The organism is Nostoc sp. DedQUE09, assembly GCF_034530915.1.
In the GTDB taxonomy this organism is placed as follows: domain Bacteria; phylum Cyanobacteriota; class Cyanobacteriia; order Cyanobacteriales; family Nostocaceae; genus Nostoc.
This window is the reverse complement of the sequence record NZ_JAVRCE010000039.1, coordinates 1-18307: the sequence shown is the minus strand read 5'-3', so window position 1 is coordinate 18307 and position 18307 is coordinate 1. Positions and strand designations below refer to the sequence as shown.

The following is an 18307-nucleotide window of genomic DNA, read 5'->3' as shown; positions in this document are numbered from 1 at the left end:
AATTTTTTTTTCGTTAACAAACACAGTACTTGTCCATTTTATATAAACTGATAATAAAATTAATTATTATCAGTTTATATTTTTATTATGCTGACTGCCTAATCTGGTTTAAGGATATTAACATTTCTTCTCGATTAATGATTTTAAATATAGGCAAAGTTTTGATGACTTTTTTAAGAAGTTTAAAATATACTATAGTCGTTATAAAAAATAAAAATGATTAAGATTTTATTCTTAACCATCGTCACTTAAGCAACCATTAGATGAGTGTCCAGCATTACAAGTTAATTTTAAAACTTCCTATTATTAGCATAGATAAAATAATGGTCTGTCACTTTTACATCGGTTTTAAAACCAACTTGTATCAAATGCTTTTGCAGTTCATCTTGCTGATAAAAAACTTTCACTATTTTAAATTCTTGCCCATCATTTAACTTCCGGCTTTTGTAGATACTGCTATCATCATTCAGAATATGGTTATTAGCTGTAGATGTGGGTTCGAAGCGCGAGTCAACAATAAATACTTGCCCACCGACACGCACAGATTTATAAACTTTTAGCAAAAACGGTTTCAGTAATTCTGGCGGCACATGAGATAACCAGAAAGAAAAAAATACTAAATCATATTCAGCGTGCGGTTCCCAGGCAAATAAATCAATTTGGTGATATTCTACTTTTTGTGAATTTAATTTACTGCGATTAATTTCAATTACTTCTTCGGAGGCATCAATTGCAGTAATTTTCTGTCCAATTTTTAAAAGCTCTTGTGTCCAAATTCCGGTTCCACAGGCTAATTCTAAGATTTCTTCAGCTTGGACAATTTGTTGTAAATCCTGTTTGACAATATCAACTTCTTTAAACCAACGCTGGTTTAGTTCCTCACCGCGATCGTAACGACCAAGGCGATAAAACCACTGATCGTATTCGTTGGCTCTAGCACGATAGTAGGCAATTTGTTCTTGCAGAATTTGATTGGTCATTGCCAGCTTATCATCAACTCTAGATAAATTTTACAGCTAAAAGTTCTGCTGACTCAATAGCAGTAGATCAAGTATTATCCCAAGGGCAGTGGCTCAATCAATTTAAGCGGGAAATTTATCTACAGCATCTGAGTTCAGGAGATCCTGTCAGTCAATCAGGCTAGTTCCATTCTGTTGGAGATGCTTAAGTAGGTCAGCGTAAATAATTATCCTTGGGATAAGGCAGGGGTAAAAGCGCGATCGCATCCACTACTCGATTTTAAGAGTTTTGAATTTTTCAGTTGTTACACCCAGGTGGGTGAGAAATAATTCAGCCGCTTGGGTGAACCAGGTGCGTGAGGTTACATTTTGTAAAAAAAGAGATTCTAGTACTAGAGAACATTGATTTTACTAACTCTAGTGAGAAGAATTCTATGAAACTTACAAAATTAGCTGCCTCTGCACTTGCTGTTGCTTCCATTATCCTCTCAGCTGGCGTTGCATCTGCTCAAACGGCAGGTACTAACGGTACTAACGGTAACTACATCGGTGCTGGTGTTGCTGTTGGTGCAACCAGTGGCGGACAAGGAAACGATGAAGCACAAATTGGTGGTAATATTCAAGGACGATACGCTGTACCCAATGCCCCTGTTTCACTGCGAGGTTCTGTGCTGTATGGTGGTGATGCTGCTGCAATTATGCCCATAGTGACTTATGATGCACCCATCGCCAAAAATACTAACGTTTACTTCGGTGGTGGTTATTCCTTTGTAACTGACGAAGGTCAAAAAACTCCATTGGGCAATCAGAATTCACCTGTAGTTACCCTTGGCATTGAATCAGAAGTTAGCAAAAATGTCATTGCCTACGGCGATACTAAATGGGGTATTGACGCCTACAGAAATAGTGATGCTGATGCTGTCAGCTTCCAAGCCGGATTAGGCTATCGCTTCTAGTAATTACGAGCTAGAAAAGGGCCTATTCACAAGCTAAAGCAATGCTGTTTACCAGCCGTAATAGTAATTCCTTGTTTCATACCTGAGTATTCTATTCAGGTATGAATAATTTTTATTGATGATTTTGATAAAAAATGATATTGGCTAGTATTGATACTTTCTTTTAAAGTGAAATGAGTAATTGAGAATACACGTATAAGATATTACTCATGAAAAAGATTAATCCCATTTCAGAAATAGTTGGTGAAACAACTGACGTGGAATCTTGGCTGATGCGAGCGGGGCTAAGATTTTCCGACTTAGGTAACGATGCTGCAAGTATTGCAATCCGTAGGCAATGGCGAGAATATCAAGCCGCAGTTCATAGATGCTGTGTAACCCTACATCAACCACCATCACGCGTTCAACTAAGCGGTGACTATGCCAGCTTGAGAATACCTGGCTCGGCATTAACTAATTGTGAGATCGATCGCCTGTCGAGTCGTCCCTAATCCTTAAACTAATAATCCTGTTGTACGCCGTTCACTACTGGCTTAACTTCCGAAAATGGATCGGTGCCACCACCCCAATTAAAATCACTAATTCGGAAGCTGATGCCGCCTAACTCCAACACCGGATTGTAACGCAAGGTGATGCCATAGGTGCGACGGCTATATTCCAAAATGTAGTCCGTGCTACTTTCTCTACCAGTATCCAAGTTTACAGATGTTTGAAAGCCTAAGCGAACAGGGCCGTAGATTTGCTGTGATATTCCAGCGGTCAACACTTTGTTATCAACGGAGCGGTCAAACAAAAAGGGTGATAATCCGCTATTTAACCCTTGAGAGAAACTGACATTAAAGGCGGTATAGTCGAAAAAAGGTCGAGAAAAATGACCAATTTGCCCTTGTAATCCAATTGTACCAGTTAGAGTGCTTTGGTTATCACCATTGGTATAAGAACTGGTAGTGCCTGTAAGGCTAGCGAACGTTTGCAAGTAAGGAACTACAGGGTTAGCCGTGTATCGCAATCCCTCAGTGGCAGTGGGTGGTAATGGTTTTCCTTGCCACAGTAACAGCCCTCTACTGAGAGTCGCACTGGCTTGTAAACGACCAAGTGAAATGCGATTGTTTTCCCGCACTGGTTCTAGCAAGTCTAGGCGATCGGTGTTGGCATCAATATACTGGGCACTTGCCTGGTAGTTGAGGTTGATGCCACTTTTTCCTAAAGGAATCACAGGAGAGGTAATAATCCCGCCAAAACTGCTCTGGACAGTTTGAAAACCCAAAGTACCGTTATAGAGACGATCGCGGTAGTTATATTGCACATTCAATGTGTGGGGAAGGGAAGTGCCTAATGTCTGGCGCAATCCTAAATTCACTCGCAAATTTTCTTCCACGTCATTCAAGTTAAAACTAGTTAACTCCGCAGTTCCCTGAATTATCCTCCGTGGACTCAAAACAGAATTGATCTTGGTCTTCAGACCAAACAGTGCCCCTAAGTCACCCGCGCCTTCTTGCACACCTCTCTGTACTAATAACTGGGGCGTAATTGTCCAGCGTGTCTGCTCTGTATCGATTACTGGAAAACCACGCTCAATGTACAAACCACCCCGATCTTCTGCATCGTAGCCCGGAGAAACTATTGCAGGTGAAACGTCCCGCTCTCGACGGTCAATAGTACGCTCATTCAAGGGAATTGGTAAGGAGACTGTTTGATCCAATACCAAACGCTGTCGCTGTGTCCTGATGCGGTCTACTAAGGGTGATTCTCGCGTCAAAGTTACTTTATCTGCGCGTAATTCTAATTCAGGAGGCGAAAAAGGATCGTTGGTGATGCGGACATTGTTTGCTTGCCAGCCTTGTGGATAAAAGTCAATTTGTTCAGCTTCAAACCTGAGCCGATTGACTGCACCCCCTGTTTTTTGTGGCGGGATATTGCTAGCATCTGCTTGACCACCAAATGTCACATCAATTCCTCCAGGGCTACTGACACCGGAAACGGGCTGATTGGCTCTAATGCGATCGCTAGGCGGACGTTTTGAAACTCCACCAGCACTTATAGCCGTGGGCGAAAAAGCAAAATCTGTTTGTGCTGAAGGTACGTAAATTTCTCCTCTACCATTTTCCAGTTCCCCACGATCTTGAACAAAGTTATAGGTAAAGCGTTGTCCACGCAGTATCTGATCGCCCCGTGTTAAGGTTACGTTGCCTTCCCCCGCAGCGATCAAGTTGTCCAAATTGACTTGTAAGCGATCGGCATCCACCACCGCTCCATCAAATCGCACAATGACATTACCTACAGCTGTAATAATTCGCTGTTTCTCGTCATACTCTTGCCGATCTGAAGTGACTTCTACAGTTCTTGGCCCGGCTGGCGGTGTGGTAGCTGGCGCAGTTGTACCAGATGGTTGAGTTTGTGGCTGAGTGGTATTTACTTGTGGTGTAGGCGTTGGTACTTGGGTTTGTTGCTGGAATTGGGACTTAAATTCTACAGTGATCGGTACTGGGAGTTGGTTTGTGGGCTGACGAGACTTGAATGTTATAAAATTTTGTACTGATTGAGAACTCGGTGCTAGATCGGCAGCAGATAAAGAGATATTGTCTTTTTTTAGAGACTGTTGTGCAGTAAGGTCGCGTTGCTGTTTTTGTTGGGTTAACTTCTCAGCTAAAATTTCTGCCTTGGATTTGCCTAACTTGTTGCTGTTTGTGACAGTTGGGGCAATTTTAAGAGGCCGTGGAGATTGGCCGATAAGGGGAGTTGGAGAAACTTTATAGGTAAAGCTAGAAGAGTCCAAAAAGGTTGATTTTGCTTCACCATTAAAGTTTGGATTTAGCGTAGACGCAAAGCGGCTTGTCGTCAGACATCGCTGATCGAGTTTTTGAGCAGGCTTATCTTTCGCGTCTTGGTCTAAAGCCTCTGCTCCAACTTTCCTTTGCAAAGCCGCAGCTTCTCTTTGCATCTCCCGTTTACGCAGTGCCGACATCAGAAGAATTTCCGAGTGGCGGGGTTCGACGCTCGGACTTATCTTTGTGTATTCTTTAACTTGGCCATTAGAGGTTTTAACCTCCTGCGTGGTATAACCAACAACCAGTGGCTGCCCCAAAAGCCCAGCAGTTGCAGAACTGGGGAGTGGGGAACTTTCTGGTGGAAAGGCTTCTGGTGAATGAGGTACAGAAGAAGTTTTAGCAACTACCAAGTCATCTTGAGTTGAATTAATCGGAGTTGACAATAAAGGATCGCTCTTAGTGTTACCCGAAATTGCCAACTGAGCCAAATTCTTGGGCTGCTTGGATTCGTCTGTTTTTTTGTGTATTCCAGTATCTACACCTGAAAGAAACTTTGTATGACTAGCAGATGAGGCGGGATTTACAGGTTGTAAAGATTCAACGATAGGAGGCGGATTAGGTGGCAGAACTGGATGAAGCATAAGTGAGCAAAATCGGGCTAACAAACAGCCAAATGACAAAGGGAAGGATTAAACATACATTTTGCCTTCCGACTGTCGCCTTCTGCTACCTACAGCAAGCTACTTGGAGGAAGAAACTTACTAAATTTTCGCTTAGTAAGTTTCTGTGGCGTTTAGTATTTTCCGCCTTCCAAAGTCGCGGATGATTTATCGCCCTTTTACTCTAAGTCCCGACGGCCGGGGTTACGAGCTGGATCGTTCGACAAAAATCCGAAGATGAAGATAGTTACGAAGAAGGCAACAACAATATAAACAGCGATTTTTAAAGTCAGCATAGAAATATCTCCAACGGGTAAAACAAAGAAAGCTTTTCTTTCAGTATCTGCAATGCAGAAAAGATAGCTACTTTATATTACCCAAATCTCGTCCCTTTTTGAGAGGACTATGGGGACTCAGGACTAGCAATGCTTATCCTACGGTTATTAATAACGTACAAGATGTAAGTTGTCTGACTTGTAGATGCCCTTAAGAAAGTAACTCAGAGACGTTTACCATTGTGACGTTGACTGATGGCAAAGGTTTCCCAAAAAAGGCAACAGGTTACAGGGGATAGTTACTATTCCCCATACCCTTCGGGAGTGCTGAGTGCTGAGTACTGAGTGGGGAATAAGGAAGGTGGAGACAAGGAAGCAGGGGAGATGGATGAGGGGGACAAGGGGACAATGGGGTAAACAAAACTCTTAACTCTTAACTCTTAACTCAGCACTCAGCACTCAGCACTCCCAATGCCCTATGTCTTAACTTGAAGCTTGGCTATATCTTTGCCAGTTCGGTTTTTGATTACTCGTGCAGGTATGCCGACAGCAACAGAAAAAGGAGGAATATCTCTATTAACAACTGCTCCCGCACCAATAACGCTGCCTTTGCCGATAGTAACGCCATCTAATACTGTTACTCCATGTCCTAGCCAACAATCATCCTCAATCACAATTCCCTTGCGAGTAACACCTTGGTATTTAATTAGCTCCATCGGATCGGCAAAATTATGATTATTGGCATATATCCCTGAGTGGGCGGCAATCAAGCAGTGTTTACCAATTTTAATGTCTCCTGGCCCCTCAATACACACGTTGGGAGCAATGAAAGTGTCTTCATCAATATGTATATACGTATCTTCCAAACACCCTATATCAACGTTACGCTCAATCGCGACTCTATTTCCTAGATGAATTCTATTATTTTTGTGTCCTCTTGCATCCATCCGCACACCCTTGAAAATATAGACTCCTGCGCCGATCTCAATACAAGAAGTACCGTTAAATTCAACACCATTTTGAATATATACTGGACTGCCTATCTGGCTAAAGATACTACGATATCCTAAATTACGCAACTTTGGACCGAGAAGAAGTGTTGGAATATCTCCTAACACTGTAGTTACTAAAAGTTCTTGCATGCGCTGCAATTTGGAAAAATATTGCTCGTTCTGCATGGCTACATATCTCTTTAATCAATTGTTGTTGACAGTGTTGAAAGTTGTTTTGGCTGTATTCTAATCTTCTGTCAATACCAATAGGCTCTGTGTGTATTAATACATGAGCTAAGGTATCAAGATCACCAAAATTTCCTAAGATTTTTAGATGGTTTCCAACATTTGAAAAACCATAGTCTGGCTCTGACTATGCGAGCAATTCTTGAGGCTAGGTGTGTAGAATTACTCAAGTAATATGCACAATTACGTTAATTCGTTAGCAGATTTTGTACTATATGCACGTAAAAGTTTGGCTTATTTTTCACAAAATCAATTAACAAAACAATTTAGTGCATTGCTGGGTCAAAACTCAGGCTTTTAAATTGTCTGATGGAAAATTTGCTGATTTAGATAGACTACTGTTTTGGTTCTTTGGCAAATTTTAAAAGCTTGCTACCGCTAACACCACTCCTAAAGCAAATAGAGGTAGTGTTGTTTGTCTTGAGGCTATTTCCTCTCGAGCTGTTTTATTCTTTTGAAACAACTTCGTTTCAAAAGTTATTTTGCAACAAAAAATACATTTAACTAGACTATATTTAAAGTTTAGATAAAATTTATGCCTAGCATAACAATGTAATTATTGTTGGATTTTTCTGGGTATTTTTGCCCAAAAAATCCAATTAAGGTGGATTATCTCCCACATCAGCCATCACATTGAAGTTAACCATCGGTGCAAACAAGTAAGCGCTTCCCCGACTGCTATGACGGCTTTCTTGCAACGAATTTCTAGAGTATGCTGCTCCAATCATGTTGCACACGGATGATTTACAGACTAACCAATTCAAGTTTGTAATGACATGAATGGTTTTTAATAACAATTGTTTTTAACGATAACACATTTTATTTTTAGTGGAACACTCTCACCAACTTAGTTGATTTCCAGATTTATTGTTGATGATAATGGTAGAAGTAAGTTAACTTTTTTACTAGAGCAATCGCTACTTTGAAATACTTTTATACACTTAAATGGCATTCATTCAGGCCGGAAATTTAAAAATGTTGTAAGTGGTTATTAGCATTTTTGTCTATATTTCTACCGTTACTATTTTATAATTAGGCGTTAAACTCAGAATGATATCTACTATACTTGTGACACCCTCTTCGTTAAAAAGCTAAAGTAGCTGAAAATTTTCCTCTTCCCTATTACTGATATCTAAAAATTTATAAATCACCCGAATGGGTGAGCCAAGCGGGTGATGCGTGCTTGTTACTACTTATTATAAATTTTATTAAAAGAAAGCTAAAAGTAGCTTAGTTTCGAGGATAAATCACAAAAAAACATCTAATTTTCCAAATTGAGGTATCGGTTTTAACTCACACACTTGGTTCAAATTATGGCTTTAATTAAAGAAATTGTACAAGAAGCTCTAACTATCGGCTATCTGAGTGTTGTAGCCGAAGATCAACTGCGATCGCAGCTTCAAGGGAATTATGACTCAGAAGACCTAGATGCCTGGATAATTTTACAGCGAGCTATTGCAGCAGGTGATGTCAAACAAGAGTCGCGCCGAAAAAAAGCTTCCCCATCTCCTAAAGCCAAGGACACTTCATCAAGTATCAAACTTGCTTATCAAATGGCAGCGGAACTGGCTTATGCAGCAGCTGTAGCTCTGACAATGACAAAAAGTACTAAAGATCAGCCTTCACTAGGTGCATAAAATAACACCTTTATAAGTTATTTTCCTAGTGTAGTGCAAATATTTCATACCAAGTAGTTAGTGTAGGCGTAGTCCGCACTTCTCTATAAAACGCTGCGCGTAGCTTGCTTCCCCGGAGGGGTACGACAAAGCTACTTCGACTGCGCTCAGTACAAGTCAGTGACCACCGCAGGCATCGGTTTTCTTGATTAACTGCTTGGTAAGGCTTTCATCCGATTATTTATGGGGTTTCCTTTCTGCTCCTGACTTGAAAGTGCTGAGTGCTGAGTGAAAATCCCAGTCTTTAGAAGATTTTCATGCAAGGCTTTTGAAACTCGTTTTATCTGGACTGCCTTCTTTGACAGGGCAGTTTTATTAAAAAATAATTAAAAATTTTAACTTTACTAGACCCAGGTATGGGGAATTTTCACCCTCAGTCAAGAATCTCGAATTGATCCCCGGAAGCAATACTAAAATAAATATAAATTATTTATTCAAAATTGAATTTTTTTAAGTGATACATACCAGTAAATGATTAAATCTTGATATACCAAGTACATGGCTCAGAGTAAGGCATAGAATTAGAAACACCTTGGTGTAAACTTTAGCAACGAGGTTAAAAATAATTCTCAATGCTTAACAAAGTCATCGCTTTTTCACAAACTACTGTATAAAGAATTGGCAACATTGGTAAAGAGAGTAAACAATAACCATAGCTAAACTTGGAGTTTTGCCAACTTATGCAGCCAATTCGTACATTTAACGTATCCCCTTCACTACCGCCGCGACTCGAACCACTACGGCGGCTGGCATATAACTTGCACTGGGATTGGAACGTTGATACTAAAGACTTATTTCGTCGCTTAGACTCTGACCTGTGGGAGTCTAGCCATCATAACCCAGTGTTAATGTTGGGTACAATCTCTCAATCGCGGCTTCTGGAAGTTGTCGAAGATGAAGGCTTTTTAGCGCAAATGGATCGAGCTGACCGTCAGTTAGACGATTATTTGCAAGAGCGCACCTGGTATCAGAAACAACGCGAGCAGAAACCGAAAGAATGCTACGCCTATTTTTCGGCGGAATTTGGACTTGTAGATTGTTTGCCCGTCTATTCTGGGGGTTTGGGCGTTCTGGCGGGGGATCACCTCAAATCTGCCAGTGACTTGGGTTTACCGCTTGTCGGTGTAGGTTTGCTGTATCAGCAAGGCTACTTTGCTCAGTATCTCAATGCCGATGGCTGGCAGCAAGAACGCTACTTGCTCAACGATTTCTACAATATGCCCTTGCATCTAGAGCGCAATGCCGATGGTTCAGAACTGCGGATTGCGGTAGATTATCCAGGACGTAAGGTATATGCCAGAGTTTGGCGCGTACAGGTAGGAACGGTTCCCCTGTATCTCCTGGACACTAACATTGAACCCAACAACACTTACGACCACGACATCACAGATCAACTGTATGGTGGCGACATCGATATGCGTATCCACCAGGAAATCATGCTGGGGATCGGTGGTGTGCAAATGCTCAAAGCTTTGGGGTTGAAAGTTACCGCTTACCACATGAATGAAGGCCACGCCGCCTTTTCTGCTTTAGAACGCATCCGCTTGCTGATTCAGGAAGAAGGACTGAATTATCCCCAAGCTAGACAGGTAGTGGCTTCCAGTAATATCTTTACTACCCACACGCCAGTACCGGCAGGAATTGACTTGTTCGCTCCCGACAAAATGCTGCACTATCTGGGGTACTATGCAGAGATATTTGGGTTGCCCAAAGAGCAATTTTTAGGACTGGGGCGTGAGAATACAGGCGATTTATCTGGGCCTTTCAGTATGGCAGTGCTGGCGCTGAAAATGGCAACATTTTCTAACGGTGTCGCACAACTGCATGGTGTGGTATCGCGGCAAATGTTCCAGGGCTTATGGCAGAAAGTGCCAGTGGAGGAAGTGCCGATCGCAGCAATTACCAACGGTGTTCATGCTCGGAGTTGTGTGGCCAAATCGACTCAAGAATTGTACGATCGCTACCTCGGCCCAAATTGGTCATCAGCAGCACCAGATAGCCCATTGTGGGAGCGGATGGACGCCATACCCGATGAAGAGTTGTGGCGCAATCACGAACGCTGCCGCTTAGATATGATTTTGTATGTGCGTGACCATTTGGTTAAGCATTTAACCGATCGCGGCGCTTCCGCTTCCGAAATTACCCAAGCCCAAGAAGTTTTAGATCCTTACGCTTTCACCATTGGTTTTGCCCGTCGCTTTGCCACCTACAAACGTGCCACCCTTTGGATGCGCGATTTGGAGCGGATTAAGCGGCTTTTACTGGCTAACAAAGACCGGAAAGTGCAATTTGTGATTGCTGGTAAGGCACATCCCAAGGATATTCCCGGCAAAGAGTTGATCCGCGAGATTAATCACTTTATCCGTGAACAGCGTTTAGAAAAACAGGTAGTGTTTGTTCCCAATTACGACATTCACATCTCCCGGTTGATGGTTGCGGGTTGCGATATCTGGTTAAATACACCGCGTCGTCCAAGAGAAGCTTCTGGTACCAGTGGCATGAAAGCAGCAATGAATGGCTTGCCGAATTTAAGTGTACTAGATGGCTGGTGGGATGAAGCTGATTACGTCCGCACAGGCTGGGCGATTGGACATGGAGAGAATTACGACGATCCCAACTACCAGGATGAAGTAGAAGCCAACGCTCTCTACGAGTTGTTAGAGAAGGAAGTTGTACCGCTATTTTATGAACATCGGGATACTGATGGTTTGCCCCGTCCGTGGGTTGCCAAAATGAAGGATGCAATTCGGTTGAATTGTCCGTTCTTTAATACAGCGCGGATGGTAGGAGAATATGCACAAAGGGCTTATTTCCCAGCTAGCGATCGCTATCATACCCTGACTGTTGATAACTATGCTCCAGCGAAAGAACTAGCTGCTTGGAAAGAAAAACTAAGCGAACACTGGTTCAACATCAGAATCAAAGATGTTGATGTATCGGCAGCTTCAGACATTGAGGTTAACCAAACCGTTGCTGTCAAAGCCAAGGTTGACTTGGCAACTTTGACGAATGATGATGTGCAGGTGGAGTTATATCAAGGTGCGATCGATGCCAATGGTGATATTGTCAACGCTGTGCCAGTGGTGATGGATTACCAAGGCGAAGATGGACAGCAATTGAGTATTTACACTGGTAATATCATCTATACCGCTTCTGGTTTACAAGGCTTGTCTTTGCGTGTATTGCCGAAAAATAAAAATCTGGCTAATCCTTATGAACCAAGGTTGATTGCTTGGGCAGAGTAAGAGTATTGAGTAGTTATTGAATACTCAAGATTAGGCGTTGCTGACTTAAGTTTAGCAACGCCTTTTCTGTTAAACATTTTCTGCTATAGCTAAGTGCTGAGTGCTGAGTGCTGAGTAAAAATCCAGTTTTTTCAGGACTTTGAGCAATCAACACTGTCCTAATCTGTGTGACTACGGCTATAGATAGTTAATATCTAGTAGCTGTTCTAAAGTGTAACTACAAGATTGAGGTAAGTTATCTAGTTTGCCATCACTTTTCTCAATTACATATCCTAAGGCATCATCATAAATTGATGCTAATTCATTTTCTAAGTATTGATATAAATTCGTTGTTAAGTTACGTTTTAATTGATTCCTGAAACTTCTAATTTCTGCTTTCCAATGTCCAGAATTATATTGAGTTTCTTCTGTCCAATATTGTAATAATAAAAGGTGTCTAATAATTTGTTCTAATAAACTAGCAACCTTGGCTTTGTCTCTACGACCCAAATTTTCTAGCTCCTCAATTAAATTTTCTAAATCTAGTTCTTCTAAATGGTTAGCTTTCAATAGCTTGATTGTTTCCTCTAACCAGAGATGATCATCAATTTCATAAAGCTCTTTTAAACTCAAGTTAGAACTAACTCTTTGCATAAAACCTCTTTGAGTTAAATCTTACGAGATTACAATTTTAAGCTAACATTCTTTGAGGGATGACAATGTAACCAGTAGTGCGATCGCCTAATACCAAATTACGTTCTTCTCCCCAATACCACCAGTATGCAGCAACGTAAGCGCAAATTAGGCTATCCAGTTTATCTTCGATTGCTTTGAGGGCTGCGCCTGTGGTGGGTATTTCCAGAAGGAACGTAGGGCTATCGCAGAAGCGCAGAGCAGGAGAAAAGGAGGGGAGGATATCGAGAAGATAATTTTGAAGTTTGATTAATTCTAGGCGACGCTCATTGAGGCGCCCTTTTTTGTATTTGAGGATGCGTTCTAAGTTGAATAAGTTAACGATTGCTGGGTGGGGAAAGACTTCTATTTGATATCTGCTGAGTTTTTGCGGTTCTATGGTGGGGGCGTGGGCAAAACCGCGTGATTCTAATTCTAAGCCAAAGTTGATGGTGCGATCTGCGAAGGGTAGGTTTTGATTAGCTGGGTAGCAACCTGCATGATATTTGCCAAAGTACTTGTGGCTAAGTTTGTCAGGGAGGCGGCTTCCGGTGGCGTTGGGTATGAGGGTAGGTGCATCTACGGCGATGATGGCTGGTTCGTCTGGTTGGACGCTTTGATCGATCCAGGTGAGGATGTCTGCAATGGCTTCTTTGCGGTCTAAATCGAGTAATTGCAGTTGTCCATCTACCCATTCTAAACAGCATAGTCCACTTGGTTGCGATCGCCAGCCTAAATCAATGCCAATAAATTTCATTGTAATAACACGAATTTGCGATTATTCTCGCATTTACTGACAACCATTTACCTAAATTTACTTGCTCAAAATCTTGATAAATAATCTTATAATCTTAAAAAGATTGTCTTAATTTATTTCATCTCGCAATAAATTAATCAAGATTATTCCAATGAAAATCTTATTTTTACATCCCAATTTTCCCTCGCAATTTCGCAACCTAGCAATAGTTTTGGGTAAAGATCCTAATTGCCAAGTTGTCTTTGGGACAAATCGTCGTGAAGGGGAAATACCTGGCGTTTTCAAAGCTATTTATACCCCTTCTCGTGAAGCTGCGCCTCAAACTCACCACTACGTTCGCAACCTGGAAAATGCTGTTCTTACCGCTCAAGCTGTCTATCGCGTGGCAGAAAAATTAAAATCCGAGGGTTTCTTTCCAGATATAGTTTATGGTCATTCTGGTTGGGGACCGACTTTATTTATGAAAGATGTTTTTCCCAAAGCAGAATTATTGTGTTATTTCGAGTGGTTTTATCACGCTCACGGTTCCGATGCAGATTTCGATCCCAACGATCCGTTGAATGCTGATGATGAATGCCGTATCCGCGTGAAAAATGCGCCGATTTTGACTGATTTATATAGCTGCGATCGCGGACTTTCTCCAACCAATTGGCAGCGTCAGCAGTTTCCCAAAGAATATCATAGCAAACTCACTGTAATTCATGATGGTGTTGATACCAATTATTTTGTTCCCAAACCAGGTGCAAAGTTAGTTTTACCAAGAATAAATCTGGATCTTTCCCATGTGGAAGAGTTGGTAACTTATGTAGGACGAGGAATGGAACCTTATAGAGGTTTTCCGCAGTTTATGGAAACGGTGGCGCTAATTCAGCAGCGACGGCCTAAGTGCCATGTGGTAGTTGTGGGAGAAGATCGGGTTGCTTATGGTAAAAATCTCCCCGATGGTCAGACTTATAAACAATTAATGTTAGAAAAATTAAAATCATCTTTGGATTTATCGAGACTGCACTTTACAGATAGGCTTCCTTACAATGAGTACCTTCAGGTTTTGCAAGCTTCTTCTGCCCATGTTTATTTAACCCGTCCTTTTGTTTTATCTTGGTCAATGTTAGAAGTAATGGCAGCAGGATGTTTACTAATAGCTTCTAAGACTTCACCAGTCTTGGAGGTCGTACAGGATGGGGTGAATGGACTGCTGGTAGATTTCTTTTCTCCTCAGAATATTGCTAATCGGGTTGAAGAGGCGCTGAATCATCCTCAAGAGATGAAAGCAATTCGTGCGAATGCGCGAGAGACAATTCTGAAGCGTTATGATTTGGCGAGACTGTTACCACAGCATTTGCAATGGATGTTCGCTGGTAAAACTTCTGATAATTTGAAAAAGCGCCCAAGTTCTAAAGGATTTGGCAAAAATTAGTCATTGGTCATTGGTCATTTGTCATTTGTCACTTGCATAAATATTTTTTGCCTCAAGCAAACGTGCAAATAAAAGCTTGAAAATAAAGACTTTTGCAAGAAGTAGATTAATCATTAATTATTGCTCTTGAGCAAATGACAAACGACAAATGACCAATACAACGTTTGGAGAGGCTGTACCACCGACTAAGCTTAGTACAAATGACCAATGACCAATGACAACAACTCTTAGAGAGGCTGCACCAACAATTAAGCTTAGTACAAATGACAAATAAAGATAAAAGTGATATTGAAAATGCGAATTATTTTTACCATTGCCCATTTTTTCAAACCTAGCAATGAGGGTCGTCATGCTTCCCAACGCAAAGACCCCCAACCTCGCTTGGAGGCGTTAACTAAAAGCATTACTGCTTTACATCAATTATTTGGCAAATCTCAAAGTATTATCAACATTGCTCAACGACTAGCTTTCCCTGCTAATCAGCCGCAGTCTCACGAACTAGATATTGTTATTTGTACAACTCAAGATAATCATCTTCTGAATCAGCTTCCCTTACCATCCCATTTATATAAGCATCATTCTACTAATGTAGAACCTCTACTTTTGGGGTTTGAGTGCCAAGCTATTCTGCAAACCTGTATCGGTCAGTATGATTATTACTGCTTTCTTGAAGATGACTTAATTATTCATGACCCTTGGTTTTTTATAAAATTAAACTGGTTTACTCAACAAGCGGGCGATTTAAATTTGCTCCAGCCAAATCGTTATGAAGTCTCTCCCCACGGTTTGGTTCACAAAGCTTATATTGATGGGGATTTGGCTTTGCGAGTAACTGCTCCTTTTCAAAATATACAGGAGCAACAGGAACTCAATGGTGCAATCATGAATGCACCAATTACCTTTCGTCGTGCCCTCAATCCTCACGCAGGCTGCTACTTTTTAAATGCAAATCAAATGGCTTACTGGGCTAATCAAACCTATTTTCTGAACCGAGATATTAGTTTTGTTGGGCCTCTAGAAAGTGCTGCTACTTTAGGAATTATGAAAACATTCCGAATTTACAAAACATCGCCGGAGCAAGCAAGCTTTTTGGAGATTCAGCACTTTGGAACTGGATTTTTGGGGCTAATTGGTGGACAGGTAGGTTTGGCTCAAAGGTAAATCGAATTTAAAAGTTTAGTTTTTGTGAGCATAATTTATGCGATCGCTATTGATAAAAACACAATAAAAACACATTAGCGATCGCTGAACAATCAACTAATATTAAATTGTGACTAATGGTTTTTCAACAGGTGTAGGCGTAGTCAGGGGATCAAATCCTAATTGCTCAGTAATGCGCTCTCTGGCTAAAAGGCGATATTCCCAAAAATGCTCGCCAGCAGCACATAAACCCAAATACATATTCACAAATTGCGGCTTGGTGCAAAGAATAGCCCAAAGCTGTTGCCAAAATTGACCGCGAATTTCTTGCCGTTGCCAACCTTGTCGCCAGAGTAAGTGTGCAAGTAGTCGCAGTCCTTTGCCAGGAGGAAAATACATTGTCTGCTGTAGTTGGGGATTAGGTGTAATCTTAAGGCACTGTTCAAAACAACGTCGGAGATAGTTTTTGGGTTCGTACATTCTCCAAATTGCCTCTAAATATTCTTTAGCAACTTCAGCCATCGGACGGGTAGGAACAAAATTCATTAAGGAATTCTGATCCCCCGTCTCTAAACCTCCAAATCCTTCTAATAATCGCTCCTCTCGTTTTAGTCTTTCCCAGAGGGCAGTATTGGGAAGGGCTTGCAGTATACCTAGCATCGGTTGAGGAATGCTAGTTTCTTCAATAAAAGCTTGAATTCGCTCCCCAGCGCCAGTTTTTTCTCCATCAAAACCAATGATAAATCCTGCATAGATTAATAATCCAGCTTGATTGATGGTACGACAGGCTTCTAACAGGGGATTGCGGGTATTTTGAAACTTGCGAGTCACTTGCAGGCTGTCTTGGTCTGGTGTTTCAATACCCAAAAAGACTGCGTAGAAACCAGCTTTAGCCATTAGTTCTAATAGCTCAGTGTCTTCTGCTAGGTTGACGGAAGCTTCAGTCAGGAAGGTGAAGGGATAATTATGTTCCTGCATCCACGGAATTAACTCTTGTAAAAGACGTTTTACATTGCGTTTATTGCCAATGAAGTTATCATCCACTACGAACAGAGATCCGCGCCAGCCTAAATCATAAAGGGTTTGGAGTTCTGCTAGGGTTTGACTGGGTTCTTTAGTCCGTGGTTTGCGACCGTATAAATTGATGATGTCACAGAATTCGCATTCAAAAGGACAACCGCGAGAAAACTGGATTGCCATCATTAAGTAATCATCTCGCTTGAGTAAATCAAAGCGGGGGATGGGGCTTTGGGTGACATCTGGTTTTTCAAGAGCGCGGAAGGTTCCTTGTTTTTCACCTTTAGCGATCGCATCTAAAAATTGCGGAACTGTAATCTCTCCTTCATCTAAAATCAAATAGTTAGCTCCTGCTTTTTCGGCAGGTTCTGGCACTGAGGTTGGATAAGGGCCACCCACAGCAACTTTTTTCCCTAGTTGGGCTGCTTTGTGAATTTGGGCGAGAAAGTCTTCTTTCTGTGCAAGCATGGCAGAAAGAATCACGATGTCGCACCATTGCCAATCAGCATCCGTTTCTTGGTTAACATTGCGGTCATAAAACCGAACTTCCCAGTCTGTTGGTAGCATCGCAGCAACAGTCAAAATCCCTAACGGTGGAATAAATGCTTTAAGTCCCGCTATTTTCATGAATTCGTCGTAAGACCAAAACGTTTTAGGAAAGCGGGGGTAAAGTAAGAGTACTTTCATTGCTGTAGTCCTCTAATTAAATTTTGGTTGAAAAATTTTTTACTTTTGACAAATCCGAGTTTTGGATGGTCATTGCAGAGATGATGCTACGATCCCACTAGCTTTATTTTTGCTCTATCTATTTTTAGATAGACATTTGCATCGTCAAAGATAATTTTGTAGTCAGCTAGCAGGATTACCGCCGTTGTTATAAAATATAATGGCGGATTTGTGAAACGAAAAACTGCCAGACCAATCGTCTGCTAGTAAATCCAGAAATAATTGAGCATTTTTATAGATCAGAGTAGTAAAGCTTTCATCAGCAGACTCTCCTGAGTGAAAAAATTAACTCATAATGTTGAGGTTACTGCTACTTTCTCTGAAAAAAATTTAAATTTTGTCTATTTTTGTAAATCAAAAGTACATAAACTGCTTTGATGAGGAGAAAAAGCTTTCATTACGGCGTTTTGTAGTTGAGTATTTCTATTGTTGTGTTATGTAAACGCAACCTTTTGCAATGCCATTACATCAAGCGGCCATGCCATTACATCAAGCGGCCATGCCATTACATCGAGCGGCCATGCCATTACATCAAGCGGCCATGCCATTACATCGAGCGGCCATGCCATTACATCGAGCGGCCATGCCATTACATTGAGCGGCCATGCCATTGCATCGGCTTTTTATTTACAACAAACTACAGTCAAGCTTTACAATGCCCACTCTATAAGTCGAAAGTCGGGGTGCAAAGCCTTCATTGGTGTCAATTTAACGTGAAACCCGCTTGGTGAGAACGTTTTGTCCTCACCCACAGCCTCTCTCCCCAAGGGCTACGGTGTACACACAAGTCTGAAATAGCTGATTAACCAGGGTTTTACCCCAC

Annotated in this window: 17 protein-coding genes; 6 read left to right on the top strand and 11 right to left on the bottom strand. The window is 41.4% G+C overall.

All coding sequences use genetic code 11. The annotated features are described in order from the left end of the window. Positions 1 to 290: 290 nt before the first annotated feature. Positions 291 to 980, bottom strand: coding sequence for a class I SAM-dependent methyltransferase (locus tag RMY27_RS22365; RefSeq protein WP_322666906.1), 690 nt, complete (start codon positions 978 to 980; stop codon positions 291 to 293). Positions 981 to 1393: 413 nt separating this feature from the next. On the opposite strand from RMY27_RS22365, the gene RMY27_RS22360 reads away from it, so the two are divergent. Further along, the gene (locus RMY27_RS22360) at positions 1394 to 1915 is read left to right on the top strand and encodes an outer membrane beta-barrel protein (RefSeq protein WP_322666904.1); all 522 of its coding nucleotides are present in this window, start codon (positions 1394 to 1396) and stop codon (positions 1913 to 1915) included. 209 nt (positions 1916 to 2124) lie between these two features. Beyond that, positions 2125 to 2406, top strand: coding sequence for a hypothetical protein (locus RMY27_RS22355; RefSeq protein ID WP_322666902.1), 282 nt, complete (start codon positions 2125 to 2127; stop codon positions 2404 to 2406). An 8-nt stretch (positions 2407 to 2414) separates the two neighbouring features. On the opposite strand, the gene RMY27_RS22350 is transcribed toward RMY27_RS22355, so the two are convergent. The 4 genes from RMY27_RS22350 to RMY27_RS22335 form a co-directional block, all read right to left on the bottom strand. Beyond that, positions 2415 to 5324, bottom strand: coding sequence for a DUF3769 domain-containing protein (locus RMY27_RS22350; protein ID WP_322666900.1), 2910 nt, complete (start codon positions 5322 to 5324; stop codon positions 2415 to 2417). Positions 5325 to 5521: 197 nt separating this feature from the next. Then, positions 5522 to 5638: a photosystem II reaction center protein I gene (locus RMY27_RS22345; protein WP_041566417.1), complete on the bottom strand. Its 117-nt coding sequence runs from the start codon at positions 5636 to 5638 to the stop codon at positions 5522 to 5524. A 455-nt stretch (positions 5639 to 6093) separates the two neighbouring features. Next, positions 6094 to 6795: an acyltransferase gene (locus tag RMY27_RS22340; RefSeq protein ID WP_322666898.1), complete on the bottom strand. Its 702-nt coding sequence runs from the start codon at positions 6793 to 6795 to the stop codon at positions 6094 to 6096. Between the two features lie 659 nt (positions 6796 to 7454). Further along, positions 7455 to 7583, bottom strand: coding sequence for a hypothetical protein (locus RMY27_RS22335; RefSeq protein WP_256091202.1), 129 nt, complete (start codon positions 7581 to 7583; stop codon positions 7455 to 7457). Positions 7584 to 8168: 585 nt separating this feature from the next. Here RMY27_RS22335 and RMY27_RS22330 point away from each other — a divergent pair. Both RMY27_RS22330 and glgP read left to right on the top strand, forming a co-directional pair. After that, the gene (locus tag RMY27_RS22330) at positions 8169 to 8492 is read left to right on the top strand and encodes a hypothetical protein (RefSeq protein ID WP_322666897.1); all 324 of its coding nucleotides are present in this window, start codon (positions 8169 to 8171) and stop codon (positions 8490 to 8492) included. Positions 8493 to 9211: 719 nt separating this feature from the next. Then, positions 9212 to 11776, top strand: a complete 2565-nt coding sequence (glgP, locus tag RMY27_RS22325) for an alpha-glucan family phosphorylase (RefSeq protein WP_322666895.1) — start codon at positions 9212 to 9214, stop codon at positions 11774 to 11776. Between the two features lie 13 nt (positions 11777 to 11789). On the opposite strand, the gene RMY27_RS22320 is transcribed toward glgP, so the two are convergent. From RMY27_RS22320 to RMY27_RS22310, 3 genes are read right to left on the bottom strand one after another with little or no spacing between them, the layout of a single operon-like run. Further along, entirely contained in the window at positions 11790 to 11930 is a 141-nt protein-coding gene (locus RMY27_RS22320; protein ID WP_322666893.1) for a hypothetical protein, read from the bottom strand. 23 nt (positions 11931 to 11953) lie between these two features. Beyond that, the gene (locus RMY27_RS22315) at positions 11954 to 12409 is read right to left on the bottom strand and encodes a DUF29 domain-containing protein (protein WP_322666891.1); all 456 of its coding nucleotides are present in this window, start codon (positions 12407 to 12409) and stop codon (positions 11954 to 11956) included. 37 nt (positions 12410 to 12446) lie between these two features. Then, a complete protein-coding gene (locus tag RMY27_RS22310; protein WP_322666889.1) occupies positions 12447 to 13184 on the bottom strand; it encodes a DUF429 domain-containing protein in 738 nt (245 codons plus the stop codon). 151 nt (positions 13185 to 13335) lie between these two features. Here RMY27_RS22310 and RMY27_RS22305 point away from each other — a divergent pair, with 151 nt between their 5' ends. Further along, positions 13336 to 14601 carry a glycosyltransferase family 4 protein gene (locus RMY27_RS22305; protein WP_322666887.1) on the top strand — a complete coding sequence of 422 codons (1266 nt, stop codon included), beginning with the start codon at positions 13336 to 13338 and terminating at the stop codon, positions 14599 to 14601. A 117-nt stretch (positions 14602 to 14718) separates the two neighbouring features. On the opposite strand, the gene RMY27_RS22300 is transcribed toward RMY27_RS22305, so the two are convergent. Next, positions 14719 to 14871: a hypothetical protein gene (locus RMY27_RS22300; protein ID WP_322666885.1), complete on the bottom strand. Its 153-nt coding sequence runs from the start codon at positions 14869 to 14871 to the stop codon at positions 14719 to 14721. 24 nt (positions 14872 to 14895) lie between these two features. Between RMY27_RS22300 and RMY27_RS22295 the strand changes: the two genes are divergently transcribed. Beyond that, positions 14896 to 15762: a calcium-binding protein gene (locus RMY27_RS22295; protein WP_322666883.1), complete on the top strand. Its 867-nt coding sequence runs from the start codon at positions 14896 to 14898 to the stop codon at positions 15760 to 15762. A 102-nt stretch (positions 15763 to 15864) separates the two neighbouring features. Here the strand turns inward: RMY27_RS22295 and RMY27_RS22290 are convergent, their stop codons facing one another. Further along, positions 15865 to 17445 (bottom strand): B12-binding domain-containing radical SAM protein, encoded by a 1581-nt coding sequence (locus tag RMY27_RS22290; RefSeq protein WP_322666881.1) that lies wholly within the window; start codon positions 17443 to 17445, stop codon positions 15865 to 15867. Between the two features lie 473 nt (positions 17446 to 17918). Then, positions 17919 to 18095, bottom strand: coding sequence for a hypothetical protein (locus RMY27_RS22285; protein WP_322666879.1), 177 nt, complete (start codon positions 18093 to 18095; stop codon positions 17919 to 17921). Positions 18096 to 18307 lie beyond the last annotated feature (212 nt).